Origin of the sequence: Dorea sp. 210702-DFI.3.17, assembly GCF_020560825.1 — a bacterium.
GTDB lineage: Bacteria > Bacillota > Clostridia > Lachnospirales > Lachnospiraceae > Dorea > Dorea formicigenerans.
Genome location: NZ_JAJCNB010000045.1, coordinates 1 through 16,903, shown reverse-complemented (window position 1 = coordinate 16,903; position 16,903 = coordinate 1). Strand labels below are relative to the sequence as shown.

At 42.7% G+C, this 16,903-nt stretch carries 12 protein-coding genes and 2 pseudogenes; 11 read left to right on the top strand and 3 right to left on the bottom strand.

From position 1 onward, the window contains the following. Positions 1-70 precede the first annotated feature (70 nt). Positions 71-1,387, top strand: a complete 1,317-nt coding sequence (locus LI149_RS13920) for an ATP-binding protein (RefSeq protein ID WP_168933195.1) — start codon at positions 71-73, stop codon at positions 1,385-1,387. 571 nt (positions 1,388-1,958) lie between these two features. Here LI149_RS13920 and LI149_RS13915 read toward each other — a convergent pair. Beyond that, positions 1,959-3,113 (bottom strand): FprA family A-type flavoprotein, encoded by a 1,155-nt coding sequence (locus LI149_RS13915; RefSeq protein WP_173785457.1) that lies wholly within the window; start codon positions 3,111-3,113, stop codon positions 1,959-1,961. Positions 3,114-3,404: 291 nt separating this feature from the next. Here LI149_RS13915 and LI149_RS13910 point away from each other — a divergent pair. From LI149_RS13910 to LI149_RS13895, 4 genes and pseudogenes are all read left to right on the top strand, one after another. Then, positions 3,405-3,635, top strand: a pseudogene (locus tag LI149_RS13910) (tryptophan synthase subunit beta); the annotation flags it as partial. Continuing rightward, positions 3,628-4,284: pseudogene (trpA, locus tag LI149_RS13905) on the top strand (tryptophan synthase subunit alpha). The pseudogenes LI149_RS13910 and trpA, both read left to right, overlap by 8 nt. Before the next feature lie 18 nt (positions 4,285-4,302). Next, positions 4,303-4,953, top strand: a complete 651-nt coding sequence (locus tag LI149_RS13900) for a hypothetical protein (RefSeq protein WP_022279226.1) — start codon at positions 4,303-4,305, stop codon at positions 4,951-4,953. Then, a complete protein-coding gene (locus tag LI149_RS13895; RefSeq protein WP_227143525.1) occupies positions 4,914-5,273 on the top strand; it encodes a hypothetical protein in 360 nt (119 codons plus the stop codon). Before LI149_RS13900 ends, LI149_RS13895 begins: the two co-directional genes overlap by 40 nt. 214 nt (positions 5,274-5,487) lie before the next feature. On the opposite strand, the gene LI149_RS13890 is transcribed toward LI149_RS13895, so the two are convergent. Further along, positions 5,488-6,495 carry an ATPase P gene (locus tag LI149_RS13890; RefSeq protein ID WP_227143524.1) on the bottom strand — a complete coding sequence of 336 codons (1,008 nt, stop codon included), beginning with the start codon at positions 6,493-6,495 and terminating at the stop codon, positions 5,488-5,490. An 81-nt stretch (positions 6,496-6,576) separates the two neighbouring features. After that, positions 6,577-8,022: a carbon starvation protein A gene (locus LI149_RS13885; RefSeq protein WP_227143523.1), complete on the bottom strand. Its 1,446-nt coding sequence runs from the start codon at positions 8,020-8,022 to the stop codon at positions 6,577-6,579. Between the two features lie 642 nt (positions 8,023-8,664). Between LI149_RS13885 and LI149_RS13880 the strand changes: the two genes are divergently transcribed. The 6 genes from LI149_RS13880 (at position 8,665) to LI149_RS13855 (ending at position 16,846) form a co-directional block, all read left to right on the top strand. After that, positions 8,665-8,862 carry a hypothetical protein gene (locus tag LI149_RS13880; RefSeq protein ID WP_227143522.1) on the top strand — a complete coding sequence of 66 codons (198 nt, stop codon included), beginning with the start codon at positions 8,665-8,667 and terminating at the stop codon, positions 8,860-8,862. A gap of 114 nt (positions 8,863-8,976) precedes the next feature. After that, positions 8,977-9,507 (top strand): phosphatase PAP2 family protein, encoded by a 531-nt coding sequence (locus LI149_RS13875; protein WP_105309633.1) that lies wholly within the window; start codon positions 8,977-8,979, stop codon positions 9,505-9,507. Positions 9,508-9,782: 275 nt separating this feature from the next. After that, the gene (locus LI149_RS13870) at positions 9,783-12,560 is read left to right on the top strand and encodes an NYN domain-containing protein (protein WP_227143521.1); all 2,778 of its coding nucleotides are present in this window, start codon (positions 9,783-9,785) and stop codon (positions 12,558-12,560) included. Beyond that, the gene (gene fliB / locus LI149_RS13865) at positions 12,560-13,834 is read left to right on the top strand and encodes a flagellin lysine-N-methylase (RefSeq protein ID WP_173785447.1); all 1,275 of its coding nucleotides are present in this window, start codon (positions 12,560-12,562) and stop codon (positions 13,832-13,834) included. The genes LI149_RS13870 and fliB overlap by 1 nt, the downstream gene beginning before the upstream one ends. Positions 13,835-13,889: 55 nt before the next feature. Next, positions 13,890-15,293 (top strand): M18 family aminopeptidase, encoded by a 1,404-nt coding sequence (locus tag LI149_RS13860; RefSeq protein ID WP_227143520.1) that lies wholly within the window; start codon positions 13,890-13,892, stop codon positions 15,291-15,293. A 170-nt stretch (positions 15,294-15,463) separates the two neighbouring features. Then, the gene (locus LI149_RS13855; protein WP_105309629.1) at positions 15,464-16,846 is read left to right on the top strand and encodes an NCS2 family permease; all 1,383 of its coding nucleotides are present in this window, start codon (positions 15,464-15,466) and stop codon (positions 16,844-16,846) included. The last annotated feature ends 57 nt before the right edge of the window (positions 16,847-16,903 follow it).

Genomic DNA, 16,903 nt, shown 5'->3' with positions numbered 1-16,903 from the left:
GGCGCAAGCCCGCTCAAGAGGCTCACCCGTCCCCAAAGCGAGGCGCAAGCCCGCTTGGAAAGGTACGCATATGAAACTTAGAAGCAAAATTCAACATAGTATGATTATGGTCATCACAGTGACGCTTCTGGCGGCATATGCGCTGACCACACTGGTTATCTACAGACAGAATGTAGGTTTAATGGAGCGGGAGACGCGTCAGGAAGCGGATTATATTGTAAAGGCAATCGAGATATCCGGGACAGATTACTTAAAGCAGATGGACGAGGTAGAAAAGAATACAAGAATTACCTTGATTGATCCGGCAGGCGATGTTCTGTACGATTCTACGGAAGACGCGGTGACTTTACAGAACCACAAGAATCGTCCGGAAATCAAGGCTGCCCATAAGAATGGTACTGGTCAGGAAGTCAGAAGATCCATGACGATGAGCAAGGAAATGTTCTATTATGCAAAGCTTCTTCCGGATGGAAATGTACTTCGTGTATCCAAGACTATGAACACAGCACTTCACACAGCAATTTCAATCCTGCCGATTATGGGATTGATAGCAGTTGTGGCTCTTGCATTTGCATATCTGCTTTCCAGACAGCAGGTGGCAAAGCTGATTCGACCAATTAATGAACTGGATCTGGAGGAACCTCTGGAAAACGAAGTCTATGAAGAGCTGACACCGCTTCTTGAGAGCATTGATAAGCAGAACAAAGAAAAAGAAGCCATTGCCAATATGCGAAAAGAATTTTCAGCAAATGTATCTCATGAACTGAAAACACCACTTACTTCAATTTCAGGTTATGCCGAGATCATGAAGAGTGGAATTGTGAAACCCGAGGATATGCCACGCTTCTCAGAGAAAATTTATAACGAGGCAAGGCGATTGATTACATTGGTAGAAGATATTATCAAGTTATCGCATCTGGACGAAGGAAAAGTCGAACTAGAGAGACAAGATGTAGATCTTTATGAACTAACGAGAGAAATTATAAGCCGTCTGTCACCACAGGCTTCGGCGAAGAAAGTCCACATGGAGTTGACCGGAGAATCCGTTATTTACAATGGAGTCCGGCAGATTCTAGATGAGATGGTCTACAATATTTGCGAAAATGCCATCAAATATAACAAAGAAGGTGGAGAAATCCGCATCTGGGTCGGAAACACACTGAATGGAAAGAAGATTATCGTGACAGATACAGGAATCGGAATTCCTAAAAATCAACAAGAACGGATCTTCGAGCGGTTTTATCGCGTAGATAAGAGCCACTCAAAAGAAATTGGCGGAACTGGACTGGGACTATCCATCGTAAAACATGGCGCAATATTGCACAATGCAAAGATTCATGTAGACAGTGAATTAGGAAAAGGAACGAGGATGGAATTGACATTTTAACATCAAGGGATGTAGTCAAGCGTTGATTGACAATGTCCCTAATTGCGTTCTTGGGGATAAAGAATAGGCCACTGTGAGAATGTAAAGGAATTCTTGAATTGACATATATTATATTTAATGTTAATATAGATATATCAAAAGAATAAGAAAGGTGCTACCGCTGACGGTTCGCCTGATATTAATGGGTTATGAATAACCGCTCATGTTTGCAGGACGATGGGCGGTTATTCTTCTGTCTTGGAGTTATGCTTTCCATGCATATACCCAAGACTATAAAAAGTCGCACACATCTACAATAACAATAAAACATTCAAAAAATATATTAAAATATATTGAAACAATATATTATGGAATATACACTAAAGGAAAGAACATGTGAATTGTTTGGTAGACATGTTGTTTTCCTAAATAATCCACGATTATGTCGGTTAGAGTCTGCTCTCGGGTCTGCGCTTCTATATAATAATTTCCTGTACCGTTGATGATTGTATATCCATTCTTATCTCTTAGGATACAAAAAATGTTGAACGACAACTGAAACTGTCATTCAACATTTTTAAAGGAGTTTTATTTATTTACATAATTCTTCTGCCAGGTTTTCAAGCTGTGTTGTGCTTTCTTCGTTGAGCGCTGACATAATCTTTACAGTAGTTTCTGTAAATGTGATTTCTTTGCTCTTTTCGAATAACTGACGCATCACTTTGGCAGCGGTTGCAGCCCAGGAACCATTTTCAATCAGTCCGATGGTACGTTTCTGGTAATTGCGTTCGGTCAGTGATTCAATGAACTCTCGCATAAATGGGAAGACATCCCCATTGTAGGTTGTTGTTGCCAGTACGAGGCGGTCATAGCGGAATGCATCTTCCACAGCCTCGGCAATGTCATCTCTTGCAAGATCTGTGATCGCAACTTTCTCACAGCCTTTGTCTACTAACATCTGAGCCAGTAATTCAGCAGCTTTCTTTGTATTTCCATAGACGGAAGTATAGGCAATGAGCACGCCTTTATCTTCCGGCTCATAAGCAGACCATGTCTGATACAGGTTCAGATAGAAGTCCAGATTTTCGTTCAGTACTGGTCCGTGGAGTGGGCAGATGGTCTGGATATCAAGACCGGCAGCCTTCTTAAGAAGTGCCTGCACCTGAGCGCCGTATTTTCCAACAATTCCGAAATAATAGCGTCTTGCTTCGCAAGCCCAGTCTTCCTCAACATCCAATGCACCGAATTTTCCAAATGCATCTGCGCTGAAGAATACTTTTGCATAGGAATCGTAAGTCATAATGACTTCTGGCCAGTGAACCATAGGTGCTGCAACAAATGTAAGTGTATGTTTTCCAAGTTCCAGTGTGTCTTTTTCTTTGACTACAAGCTGGTGCTCTGCATAATCACATCCAAAGAATTGCTTCATGATGGTAAATGCTTTCGCGCTTGCCACAATTGTGGTATCTGGATAATTCTCCATAAATATGCCAATACTTGCGGAGTGATCAGGTTCCATATGTTGAATGATCAGATAGTCTGGTTTTGCATCACCGAGCACATTTTTTATATTTGCAAGCCATTCTTCTGAAAAATGTGCATCAACGGTATCAAAAATGGCAATTTTATCATCCGTGATCACATAAGAATTGTATGCCATACCATTCTCTACCTGATACTGTCCTTCAAAAAGATCAATGTCGTGGTCGTTCACGCCAACATATTTGATATCTTCTGTAATAGTCATATTGATTAATACCTCCTGTATTTTGAATTTGTCATTAAAATTAAAAAGTACATCCGCAATTTTTGTAAGAACAAAAGCTGCCTCGTACAAAGCTCAAATTCGTCAGGATTATTATAACGCCATCGAAGAAAAAAAAGATAGTATTTTACAAAGTGTATTTAGAAAAATACAAAAGAGATTTCAGAATATGTTGACAATAAAAAATGTTGTGCTAATTTATAGAAAAATAATTTAATCAACTAAACCGTTGAAGCGGAGATTAAAGCAATCATGCGCGCACAGAGAGTCCGGAGAGCGAAGTACGTGCCGGTCACAGATGACGAGGCAGTTGACGCATTTGAATATTTATCCAGAATCGAAGGCATCATTCCGGCGATCGAGAGTGCTCACGCAGTAGCATATGCAAAGAGAATCGTACCACAGATGGACAAAGATGAGATTGTAGTCATTACATTATCCGGACGCGGAGACAAGGACTGTGTAGCAATCGCACGTTACAGAGGGGAGAATATCCATGAATAAAAACATAAAAAAAGCATTTGGAAAAGGGAAAGCATTTATTCCATTCATCACTTGTGGTAATCCGTCGCTGGCGGTGACAGAACGAATTGTGTACGCTATGGAAGAGGCAGGCGCAGACCTCATTGAACTTGGAATTCCATTTTCAGATCCGACAGCAGAAGGCCCGGTCATTCAGGCGGCAAATGTACGGGCGCTCTCAGGCGGCGTGACAACCGACAAAATATTTGACCTGGTAAGGCGTATTCGTCAGAAAACTTCTATACCAATGGTTTTCATGACCTATGCAAATGTGGTATACTCTTATGGTACAGAGCGCTTTGCGAAGGTGGCAGCAGAAATCGGGATGGACGGACTTATTTTGCCGGACGTACCATTTGAAGAGAAAGAAGAATTTGCCATACCATTTAAAGAGCATGGACTGGATCTCATCTCCTTGATCGCACCGACTTCCCACGAGAGAATTGCCATGATCGCAAAAGAAGCAGAAGGATTCGGAATCTCGGAACCTAAGCAGGCGAAGAAAATGGCAGCCTAGTCAGATGGAGTTATTGTAGGTTCAACAATTGTGAAGCTCTGTGAAAAATATGGAGCAGATTGTGTCCCACACATTTCCACGTTCGTGAAAGAGATGAAGGACGCAATCCGGTAGAAAGGACATGCGTAGAAAATGGCAAGATATGTGAAAGACCTGGTGCTGAACAAACCAGAAGATTTTGTAACATTTATTATGAACGACTATTTACAGAAAAATCAGTTCGTTGTATCAGAGTGGAAAGGCGAGCCGGCTTACCGGACAGGAGATGCGCTGATCGAAGGATACAAGTATCTGAAATGGTCCTATGAAAATGGAACACTTCATCTGGAAGCATGGATGAAAAGCACATTTGGAAAAGAAATGGGCCTGGACGGATTCGTAGGAGCTTTGCAGAAAAAACCATATAGAGAGGGGCTTGAGCAGCTTTTTCATGTGTTAAAGCAGGCGATTCCTGAGGCCGGTATGAATGAGATGGCAGCAAAGCAGGGCATGAATGGGGCAAATGGACAGTCAAAACCACAGCCGGTTCAGGTGAAGACCGTGGATAATTCCAGCGCAGCAACGATGGCACTTGTGTTCGGAATTCTGGCATTTGGTATCAGCTTTTTATCACCATTGATTTCTATTATCCTTGCAATACTTGGCTACAGTAGAGCACGCATAGGCATGCAGTCCGCATTAAAAGGACGGGCAAAAGCCGGGCGCAACTTCTGTATAGTTGCAATTGTACTTTCTATAATTCTATGGGTAACGAACCTTGTGCTGACAATTATGGTCCGGTAAATGTTATGGAGCTTAGAGAGCGGATCTTTCAGGAGACAGAACGAGAAAAAACGCAGGATTATCTATGGAACGAATTAGTCCTGCTACAGAGTCAGACCTTTCGTACCGTGAAGGGACTGGAGTATACATATCAAATCCGTGGAAATGAAATGTTTGTGTCAAGAAAGACGAAATCCATAACGAAAGCTTCCGTGGATCTGGCACTTGAAAAAATCATAGAATTAAGTGGAAAGGTGGAAGGACCTAAAAAACTGAAATGCTTCGGCGCAAGCTACCTATATCCGATATTTATAGAAATGGGACTTATTAAGAACAGCTAGTTTATGAGAAAAACAGTTGATATAGCTTCCGGCAGGGCGCACATTGTCCGGTGGACAATGATTTTGCGCCGACCGAAACGGAGTGTAGACTTGCAGAGGTGCGCAGTAGAAGTATGGGGCTGTCGGTAAATAACGTTTTTTGGTGCTGTCAGCGCTAAAAAACATTATTTACCGACAGCCCCTTCTTTATTGAGAGGGCTAAAATCAGATGAGACTATTTATAATCCATTACCAGGAACATTGGTTTGATCGTAACGATTTCATCATACTCTTCTTTTTCGACTACGACGTTAGAATTCAATGCTTTCAAATCTTCCTTTAAAAACTTTAGAGCTTCAGGAATTGTCTCTGCACGACCTTCTTTCATAATATCCTGCATTCTTTTTAACACGATTGGATGTGCATAATATGCAGGAACCGGAAAGTCCGGATATTTTTGGATGTATGTTTCCATTTGCTGAATGGATCGTTCCAGTTGGTTTTCGATATATTTTTTATTGTTTTTAGAAGTCGGCAATACATTTGCTCCGGCGAACAGAAAAATTGCTGCCAATCCAAATAACAGGAAATACATACCGAATCCGGCATGAGTCAGAAGGGAGTAGATTCCATAAAGGAATGCTCCGATGCCCAATATTACAACAGCAAGAGCGACCCATTTATAAGCGGGATTGCTTCTATCATAGGTTCTCTTTTTCTTCGCCGACAGGCTCAGATCCATGTAGTAATCGGATTGCTTTTTAAGATAATTTTCTGCGCGTTCAAGCTTGGTAAGCCGCTTTTTGATTTCTTCCGGAAGAATGCGTTCGCGCTGCTTTTCTTCCAGCCATTTTCTTTTTTCTTCCAGTTTTCGCTCGGCTTCTATACTGTGCAGCGGAATCTGAGGAAATCTTTCTTCAATATAAGCCAAAAGACGATCCACATCTTCTTCATGTTTGAAGTTACATTGTTTTTCCTTTCCATTTTCATATACAACTACGAGATAGGATAACGTTCCAAATGCTCCTTTTCCTGTAAAACCACCTTTGCTCATGGCAATTCTTTTAAATATTCTTTCTATGGAAGAAAGTGGTATGTAATAACGTCTGTCAAAATAAAAACTGTTTAAATAAATTGCTTTTTCCCCAACACCGCAAGGGCCTATTTTTTTGCAGTTTTTTTTGTCAGTGGTTAATTCAGCATCCGGGATTGTTACAGTTCCAAGTCGTTGTGGTTTAAACATAATATCATCTCATTTCATTTGTATATTTTAAAAGAACTGTGAAAAACATGATGTCTGTCTGTTTTTCACAGTCCTATAGTCTTAAGCCTGTTTTCTGGCAGGTTTTCTTGTTGCCCAGATAAAGATTCCAAGGAACAATGCTGCCAGGATAATTCCTACAGGATAAGCAACTGCTGTAGGGAATCCCAGACATTCATCTGCACAGAAGAAATAGGTCATGGAAACGGCGCTCATAAATGTTGCAGGAACTGCTGTGATCCAGTAATTCTTCTTCTCGCGGAACAGATACATACTTGCTGTCCACAAAACGATCATTGCTAAAGTCTGGTTTGTCCAACTGAAATATCTCCATACAATGGCATAATCAAGATGTCCTACAAAAGCACCGACTGCCAGAAGCGGTACACAGAGAATCAATCGTTTCTGAATTTTATTCTGATCGATCTTGAACCAGTCTGCAAGTACAAGACGGGCACTTCTGAATGCGGTGTCTCCGGAAGTGATCGGGCATACGATAACACCGATCATTGCCAATGCTACACCGATGCTTCCCATTGTCTTAATACACACATCGTAGATAGCGGCTGACTGACCGTTAGCAAGAACTTCGCTTAAACCTGTGTTGAGACCACCTGTCACTTTGTAAAGTGCACATCCTGCGGCTGCCCAGATCAGTGCAATCACACCTTCTGCTACCATTGCGCCGTAGAATACGAAATGTCCCTGTTTCTCAGATTTCATACAACGAGCCATCAGAGGGGACTGTGTAGAATGGAAACCAGAAATAGCTCCACATGCTACGGTGATAAACATGAAGCTCCAGATTGGTTTTCCGTCAGGATGCATATTTGTAAAGTGGCTCCAGATTTCCGGAATTGTATAATTCGGATTTGTGAAGATACCGATGATAACACCAAGAGCCATGATGATCAGACAGATACCAAAAAGCGGGTAGATGCGTCCGATAATCTTATCAATAGAAATAAAGGTCGCGATAAAATAATATAACAAAATAATCCAAAGCCAGAATTCAGGATTTGCAAGAAGTCCGGTGATACCTTTGTTCCCAAGCAAAGTGACGATCAAGCCGGCAGGACCTACTGCAAATACAGTACCAACCATGACAAGAAGTACTACACTGAATACACGCATAACATTTTTCATAACATTTCCAAGATAGATTCCACATACCTCAGAAATCGATGCTCCGTCATTTCGTTCAGAAAGCATACCGGAGAAATAATCATGCACACCTCCGGCAAAAATTGTACCGAATGTAATCCAAAGGAATACGACCGGTCCCCATAAAGCACCCTGCATGGCACCAAAAATAGGTCCAAGACCGGCAATGTTAAGTAATTGCACAAGGAATAACTTCCATTGCGGCATAACGACATAATCTACTCCGTCATTGATTCTGACAGCAGGAGTTTCTCTGTCGTCAGGTGCGAATGTGTTCTCAACTACCTTTCCATAAACAAAATATCCGCCAATAAGTAACGCTAAACAAATAATAAAACTAATCATACAAACACCTCCAGAAAACATAAATGATAGCGTTTTTCAACCTACTTATATTATAGGATTGTTTATAAAAATTTCAAGGTTTTTAGAAAAAATCAAGAAAAGTATCATTTGTAGCTCCATGACTGGCGATTGTAGCATCGGATTGTTATAATCTCATCTTTGACAGTTGATTAGTTAAAAAAGGGGCTGTCGGAAAACAGATAGTTCCAAAGCAGGGAGGGTATGACTCACAACGAGTCATACCCTCCCTGAATTTATCTGAAATATGAAACAAAATTATGAGAGGCAGACTTAAGGAAAACATAAGAAATCATTCCTTGAGACTGCCCTTTTTTTGTGATATGATATCTACACGCAGACGATACTTCTAGTCATCTGCAAAGTATCTATATTAATTTCATTCATTTTCGGAGCCAGAAGAATCGGCAGTATTTCCCAAAGTGATGATAAGCAGACAGATAAATGAAGTTAAAAAATGATATGAAATTATCTTCATATACTGGAATATACTGAAAGTATATGTTAATCTATAGGTAGAAATCATAGCATTTTCTTTTGAACAGACATTTATCTGCGAAAAGAAAGGAGAAGCTATGGGGTGTCACCAGGTTAAAGGGCAGCAAAGAAATGGAGATAAAGTTTATGCAGAAGTGGGAAGAAAAAGAAATGGAAAGGCAGGAAGCATACGCAGAAGGACGAGAAGAAGGCGAACGTGTTGGAGAGGCGCGAATTAATAAGTTGATTGTATACTTATTGGAACAAGGGAGAAACAAGGATCTGGCAAAGGCAGCTTCAGAGTCTGAGTATCAGGTAAAGCTGTTAAAAGAGCTGGGATTGTAATGACATTCAATTGATATAATTCTAAAGTAATATTATGAGAGGCAGACTTAAGGAAAACATAAGAAATCATTCCTTGAGACTGCCCCTTTGCTGTCGCAGGAAGGAGAATATATTATGGAGATACAAATATTGAATTGGCTGCAGAGCTTACATACGCCAATTTTGGACAAGATCATGCAGTTGATCACACATCTGGGAGATATGGGAATTATATGGATAATTCTTACGATAGTTATGCTCCTGATTCCAAAGACAAGAAAAAGCGGTGTGATCATGGCAGCAGCACTGATTGTAGATGTGATTTTATGCAATGTAATTTTAAAAAATCTGATTGCGAGAGTGCGGCCATACGATGTCAACACAGCAGTACAGGTATTAGTTGCAAAACCGAAAGATTTTTCTTTTCCGTCCGGACACACAGCAGCGTCGTTTGCCAGTGTGACAGCCCTTTATCTGGCAGGAGAGAAAAAACTGTGGAAACCAGCCCTTGCGCTGGCAATTCTAATCGCATTTTCCAGAATGTACCTGTATGTACATTATCCGACAGACATTCTCGGTGGAGTTATCTTTGGAAGTTTAAGTGCATGGATTGGATACCAGTGTAGCAAAAAAATGTTCAACATTTTTCAAGTCGAACGGCCGTGAGACTTGGCGCGTGATTCTGGTCAGAGAAGCTGACATATTCCTATCAGAATCACTGCGCATCCTCGCGGAGCGTTTATCTCAGTCGGAGACCTAACTCCCACTGAGACAAATTTGCTATTACTCACCACCTGAAGAGGTGGGAGTCTTCTCGACTGAGATAAACATTGGAATATAAAGTAATAGAAGTTTCTAATTCAAATTTAACTCGACGATTGAATTAAAACGAGTTATATTAAAACAAGAATCAACTATTTAGTAGAAATGAGGGATTTTAGGTGGGAACGACATCTGAAACGAAACCAAAACGATATATCAGCGTGGGGCTTCTGGCACATGTGGATTCTGGAAAGACAACGCTTTCAGAAGGAATCCTTTATCTGACAGGACAGATCCGTAAGCCGGGGCGTGTAGATCATGGGGATGCGTTCCTTGACAACTACGCGCTGGAACGACAGAGGGGGATTACGATTTTTTCCAAGCAGGCAGTGTTTCAGCTTGGTGACAGCAAGGTGACACTTCTGGATACACCGGGGCATGTGGATTTTTCCGCGGAAATGGAGCGGACGCTCCAGGTGCTGGATTATGCGGTTTTGGTAGTCAGCGGAGCTGATGGCGTGCAGGGACACACCCGCACGCTCTGGAACTTGCTTGCGCGCTACCGGATTCCGACATTCATATTTGTCAATAAAATGGATCAGCCGGGGACGGACAAGACGCTGATTCTAAAAGAGCTGAAGAAAAAACTGGATGCTTCCTGTGTGGACATGGAAGATCCGGAAGATATTGCCACGGGGGACGAACGTGCACTGGAAGAGTATCTGGAAGCGGGAGAAGTTTCTATAGATACCATAAGCCAGATGATTGCAGATCGTCAGATTTTCCCTTGTTATTTTGGTGCTGCGCTGAAATTACAAGGTGTACAGGAATTACTGGACGGGATTGGAAAATATGTGGGAGATAATGTTTCGGCCAATTATGATCAGGCAGATAATAGATTACAGAACAGTGGAGATGCTCAGCAGTTTGGTGCGCGTGTCTATAAGATTTCCCGTGACCCTCAGGGAAACCGGCTGACTCACATGAAGATTACTTCCGGTGAATTAAAAGTTAAATCTTTGCTGAAAGGTGGACAAGTCTCTGAGCCGTGGGAAGAGAAGGCAGACCAGATCCGAATTTATTCTGGAGAAAAATTCGAGACAGTACAACAGGCGAAAGCAGGCATGATCTGTGCTGTGACAGGATTAAAGCATACATTTCCAGGGGAGGGACTTGGAATTGAAGCCGGTAAACAGGCAGTAACACCGATGTTAGAACCAGTTCTGAATTATCAGGTTTATTTCCCTGATCAGGTGGATGCACACACCATGCTCGGCTATATGCGTCAGATCGAGGAAGAAGATCCCATGCTTCGGGTCATTTGGAATGAAGAACTGGGCGAAATCCATGTTCAGCTTATGGGCGAGGTGCAGACAGAGATTCTGAAAAGTCTGGTAAGCGAACGATTCGGAGTAGATGTGACATTTGGCACTGGAAATATTGTATATAAGGAAACAATAAAAAATGTCGTAGAAGGTGTAGGGCATTATGAGCCGCTCCGCCATTATGCGGAGGTGCATCTGATTCTGGAGCCGGGACTTCCGGGCAGCGGGCTTGAGTTCTCAACCGACTGCAGTACGGATGATCTGGATCTGAACTGGCAGCGGCTGATTCTCACACATCTTTTGGAGCGGGAGCATAGAGGTGTGCTTCTTGGAGCGGCAATTACTGATATGAAGATCACACTGGTAGCAGGAAGAGCACATTTGAAACACACGGAGGGCGGTGACTTTCGACAGTCTACTTACCGGGCGGTGCGCCAGGGACTGATGCAGGCGGAAAGTGTACTGTTAGAGCCATATTACGAATTTCGTCTGGAAGTGCCGTCAGAAATGATCGGGCGTGCACTGATGGATGTTCAGCGTATGTACGGTGAGTTTGCGCCACCGGAGACAGACGGGGATCAGAGTGTGCTTACAGGAAGCGCGCCGGTTGCCTGTATGCGTGATTACCAGAAAGAAGTGGTGAGCTACACAAGAGGACGGGGACGGCTGACACTTGTATTTCAGGGCTATGCACCATGCCATAATACAGAAGAGATTCTGGAAAATGCAGGCTATGACCCGGAAGCGGACAACGAGAATCCGACCGGTTCTATATTTTGCAGTCACGGAGCCGGATATTATGTACCATGGCAGGAAGTGCCGGAGCATATGCACATTTCCTCTAGGTTGGAGGAGTATCTCAGAAAAGACAAAGATGCGGGGAAAATGCACGAAGAAGCTGACGGCAATGGCAGAGGTGTATTAAGAAATGGTGCTGCCGGTGGAAGTCCTTCAAAATCAGGCAGAAGTCGTGATTTTGGCGCGGAAGACCGGGAATTGGAAGAGATTTTCATGCGGACTTACGGAAAGATTGAACGCAAGAAACCAGGCAACGGACCTCGTACGATCATTGCCCAGTCCCAATATAAAGAAGAAAAACCACAGGAGAAGGTTGCGGAATATCTTTTAGTAGATGGGTACAACGTCATTTTCGCGTGGGACGAACTGAAAGAACTGGCAAAGGTGAACATTGAGAGTGCCAGAAATAAATTAATGGATATCTTAAGCAACTATCAGGGATTTAAGAAATGTACCGTGATCCTTGTGTTTGATGCATATAAGGTGGATGGCGATACGCTGGAGATTCAAAAATACCACAACATTCACGTTGTTTATACGAAGCAGGCTGAGACAGCAGATCAGTACATAGAAAAGGTCGTGCACCATATCGGACGAAAACGCCATGTGACAGTCGTAACTTCCGATGGCGTGGAGCAGGTCGTGACCCAGGGACAGGGAAGCGCACTTATTTCTTCCAGAGAATTTTATGAAGAGGTAGAAATCACCCGCAGACAGATTCAGGAAGAAATTAAGGAGCGCACAGGCGGCACAAAAAATTACCTTTTCGACCATATGGATGAAGCATTTGTAAAAGAGATGGAAGATGTCCGTCTTGGAAAGAAGGATATTTGATGTTATGTACCATACCAGATTATTATAAAGAATTTTCCTGTATCGCCGCAGACTGCGAGGACACTTGCTGCGCGGGGTGGCAGATTGTAATTGATGAGAAGTCGAAGCGGCGGTACGCAAAGGCAGCAACAGGACTTAATAATATTGAAAAGAATCTCGCCCGCGAGCTGCGCCGCTGTGTCAACTGGCGCGAGGGCGTCTTCCGTCAGGATACGGAAAAGCGCTGTGCATTTTTAAACCAGAATAATCTCTGCCGACTTTATCAGATGGCGGGACCGGACAGCCTGTGCCGGACTTGTAAAATGTATCCGCGCCACATAGAAGAGTTCGAGGGAGTCAGGGAAATCACGCTCTCCCTTTCCTGCCCGGAGGCAGCAAGAATCATATTAGGCAAGAAAAATCCGGTGCATTTCTTAAGTTATGAGAAGCCGGGAGAAGAAGATTATGGCGACTTCGACCTGTTCTTTTATTCACAGTTGGTGGACGCAAGAGAAAGCATTTTAAAAATGCTTCAGGATAGAAGTCTCTCCATTCATCACCGCATGGCGCTGGCACTGGCGATCAGCCATGATATGCAGGCACATGTAGACCGCAGGGAAATGTTTTCCTGTGAGGATATTCCGAAGAAATACGAGTCCGAGACAGCCAGAAAGTACACAAAAGAACGTCTGGAAGCATTTGAAAAAGACGAGACCGGACGATTCGAATTCGCGCAGAAAACATTTCAGTATCTGTATCGGCTGGAGCTTCTGAAAGAAAACTGGCTGTATGTGCTGATGGACGCAGACAAATTACTTTACGGCGGTCTGGCAAGTGTGTATGAGGATTCTGTGAAGAGCGATGCAGAACAAAAAGGCAATGCAATACAAAAAGGCAATACAGCACAAAAGGGTGGAGAGGAACAGTCAGAGGAAGACATTGACCAGCTCAGATACTTTGTAAACCTCCAGGAATTTGAACTGTGGAAGCAGGAGCATATGCCGGATTGGGACATTATGCTGGAACAAATGCTGGTGTATTTTGTGTTTACTTATTTCTGTGGGGCAGTTTATGATGGACGTATTCAGGCGAAAATGCAGGTGTGCGTGTACAGTGTCTATATAATAGAAGAAATCTTGCGCGCCAGATGGCTGGAAAATGAAAAGACACTTTCCATGGAAGAAGTTGTGGAGCTGACCTACCGCTATTCCAGAGAGGTCGAACATTCCGACCAGAACCCAGAGCGTCTGGAACATTTCATGGAGAAAAATCCGTGGATCCGTGTAAAGAAGTAAAATGAAAATAGAATAGAAAGAACCGGAAGAAACAGGAAAAGAGGGATTTAATATCGTGGAAGAAGACAGAGAATATAAAGACACAGTGCAAAAGCTGTTTACATTTATTGAAGAGAGCCCGAGCCAGTATCATGCCGTTGATACAATGAGAAAGCATTTGGAAGCGGCTGGCTATGAGCAGCTTTTAGAGAGCGGAGCGTGGAAGCTGAAATCAGGTGGGAAATATTATGTGATCCGCAGTGGTTCATCACTCATTGCATTTCGAATTCCGGCGCAGGATTCTCAGAATTACTGTGGGTTCCAGATTGTGGCGTCCCATAGTGATTCTCCGAGCTTTAAGATTAAAACAAATCCGGAAATGAACGTGGAAGAACATTATGTAAAATTGAATGTTGAAAAATATGGCGGTATGCTCTGTGCACCGTGGTTTGACAGACCACTGTCTGTGGCAGGGCGTCTGATCGTAAAAGAAAATAACAGACTTGTCACGAAGCTGATCAACGTAGACCGGGATTTGGTCATGATTCCGAATCTGGCTATTCATATGAACCGGGAGGTAAATAAAGGCTACGATTATAACATACAGAAAGATATGCTGCCACTTTACGGCTGCGGCGAAGCAAAAGGAAAATTTATGAAGCAGATTGCAGAGGCGGCAAATGTAAAAGAGGACGCGATTCTTGCAAGTGACCTGTTCCTTTACAATCGCATGAAAGGAAGCATCTGGGGAGCTTGCAAAGAATTCATTTCCAGTCCGAAGCTGGATGATCTTCAGTGCGCATTTTCTTCATTAGAAGCTTTCTTGCAGTCTGAAGAACCTTTGCCATTGGAAAATGTACAGGCAAATAAGCAAAGCGAAGTCGATGGAAAAAATGTAATCAATGGAAAAAGTATCCCAGTTCACTGCGTATTCGATAACGAAGAAGTTGGAAGTGGCACAAAACAAGGAGCTGCATCTACATTTCTTGCAGATACACTGATTCGGATCAATCATGCCATGGGACGGGATGAGGCCGGATACAGGCAGAGTATCGCCAACAGCTTTATGCTTTCAGCAGATAATGCTCATGGCGTACACCCGAACCATACCGACAAGGCATGCCCGACGAATCGGCCATATCCGGGAAATGGCGTGGTCATCAAGTACAGCGCCAATCAGAAATATACTACCGATGCAATATCAGCAGCGGTGTTTGAGGAAATTTGCAACCGGGCAAATGTACCGTATCAGATTTACGTGAACCGTTCCGATATACTGGGAGGTTCCACACTCGGGAACATTTCCACGACACAGGTACCAGTCAACACAGTAGACATCGGACTGGCTCAGCTCGCTATGCATTCCCCATATGAGACAGGAAGTGTGAAAGACACAGATTACATGATCCAGGCTATGAAGACATTTTTTGAAGCTTCCGTGCAGCAGACCGAAGATGGATATGAGATTATTTCGTGTTGAAAGAAGTAAAATTTTATAATAGTTATTATGTAAACTAATAAATAGGCAAAGGAGCGGTTTTTTATCTGATTGAGATGGAAGAACCGCTTTTAAAATATAGCTTTTTAAAATGTGGTATGCTATCATGAAAATGTTGTCTTTATACATTACAGGAACGAAAGGGGAACATCATGTTAGAAAAAGTATTTAAACTTAGCGAAAACAAGACTGACGCGAAAACAGAAATACTTGCCGGAATCACAACATTTATGACAATGGCATATATTCTTGCGGTCAATCCAAGCATACTCTCAGCAACGGGTATGGATTCAGGAGCTGTATTTACTGCCACTGCTCTGGCAGCATTTATCGGAACACTGCTCATGGCAATCTTTGCAAACTATCCATTTGCACTGGCACCTGGTATGGGACTGAATGCATATTTTGCATACACAGTTGTATTAGGAATGGGATATAGCTGGGAATATGCACTGACAGCCGTATTTGCAGAAGGAATCATCTTTATTCTTTTGTCTGCGACAAATGTACGAGAAGCTATTTTCAATGCAATCCCACAGAATTTAAAAGCAGCCGTCAGCGTAGGAATCGGACTGTTCATCGCATTCATCGGACTTCAGAATGCAAAAATTGTAATCGGAGGATCTACACTGCTTCAGTTATTCTCCGTAGATAAATATAACGAAGTAAACGGAGTATCTGCGTCATTTAACGATGTAGGAATCACAGTACTCCTTGCAATCATCGGAATTATCGTCACAGGAATTTTAGTAGTAAAGAACATCAAAGGAAATATCCTCTGGGGAATTCTGATCACATGGCTGCTCGGGATCATCTGCCAGTTCACAGGACTTTATGTACCAAATGCAGATCTTGGATTCTATAGCCTGTTGCCAAATTTCAGCAACGGATTATCCATTCCAAGCCTGTCACCAATCTTCTGCAAACTGGACTTCAGCGGAATCTTCTCCCTGAACTTTATAGTCATCCTGTTTGCATTCCTGTTCGTAGACTTATTTGATACGATCGGAACACTGATCGGAGTATCCGCAAAAGCAGACATGCTCGACGAGAACGGAAAACTTCCAAGAATCAAAGGCGCACTCATGGCAGACGCAGTCGCAACAACAGTCGGAGCCGTAATCGGAACATCAACAACAACAACATTTGTAGAAAGCGCATCAGGAGTATCCGAAGGAGGAAGAACCGGACTTACATCAGTCACAACAGCAATCCTTTTCGGACTGTCACTGTTCCTGTCACCAATCTTCCTTGCAATACCATCATTTGCCACAGCACCGGCACTTGTAATTGTAGGACTTTACATGCTCACGAACGTAACAAACATAGATTTCAATGATATGTCAGAAGCAATCCCTTGCTATGTATGCATCATCGCAATGCCATTCTTCTACAGCATCTCCGAAGGAATCTCAATGGGAGTCATCACATACGTGGCACTCAACCTGATCACAGGAAAAGCAAAAGAAAAGAAAGTCAGCATACTCATGTACGTACTGGCAGTACTGTTTATATTGAAATATGTATTTTTATAAAAAATTGGGGACGGGGTTTTTTCAAAAACAATGTCATTAAGTTAAGGATTTTAGTAG

Excerpts from the sequence above, each read along its gene's own strand:
- LI149_RS13920 (WP_168933195.1), top strand. The coding sequence starts at position 71 with ATGAAACTTAGAAGCAAAATTCAACATAGTATGATTATGGTCATCACA.
- LI149_RS13915 (WP_173785457.1), bottom strand. The coding sequence starts at position 3,113 with ATGACTATTACAGAAGATATCAAATATGTTGGCGTGAACGACCACGAC.
- LI149_RS13900 (WP_022279226.1), top strand. The coding sequence starts at position 4,303 with ATGGCAAGATATGTGAAAGACCTGGTGCTGAACAAACCAGAAGATTTT.
- LI149_RS13895 (WP_227143525.1), top strand. The coding sequence starts at position 4,914 with ATGGGTAACGAACCTTGTGCTGACAATTATGGTCCGGTAAATGTTATG.
- LI149_RS13890 (WP_227143524.1), bottom strand. The coding sequence starts at position 6,495 with ATGTTTAAACCACAACGACTTGGAACTGTAACAATCCCGGATGCTGAA.
- LI149_RS13885 (WP_227143523.1), bottom strand. The coding sequence starts at position 8,022 with ATGATTAGTTTTATTATTTGTTTAGCGTTACTTATTGGCGGATATTTT.
- LI149_RS13880 (WP_227143522.1), top strand. The coding sequence starts at position 8,665 with ATGCAGAAGTGGGAAGAAAAAGAAATGGAAAGGCAGGAAGCATACGCA.
- LI149_RS13875 (WP_105309633.1), top strand. The coding sequence starts at position 8,977 with ATGGAGATACAAATATTGAATTGGCTGCAGAGCTTACATACGCCAATT.
- fliB (WP_173785447.1), top strand. The coding sequence starts at position 12,560 with ATGTTATGTACCATACCAGATTATTATAAAGAATTTTCCTGTATCGCC.
- LI149_RS13855 (WP_105309629.1), top strand. The coding sequence starts at position 15,464 with ATGTTAGAAAAAGTATTTAAACTTAGCGAAAACAAGACTGACGCGAAA.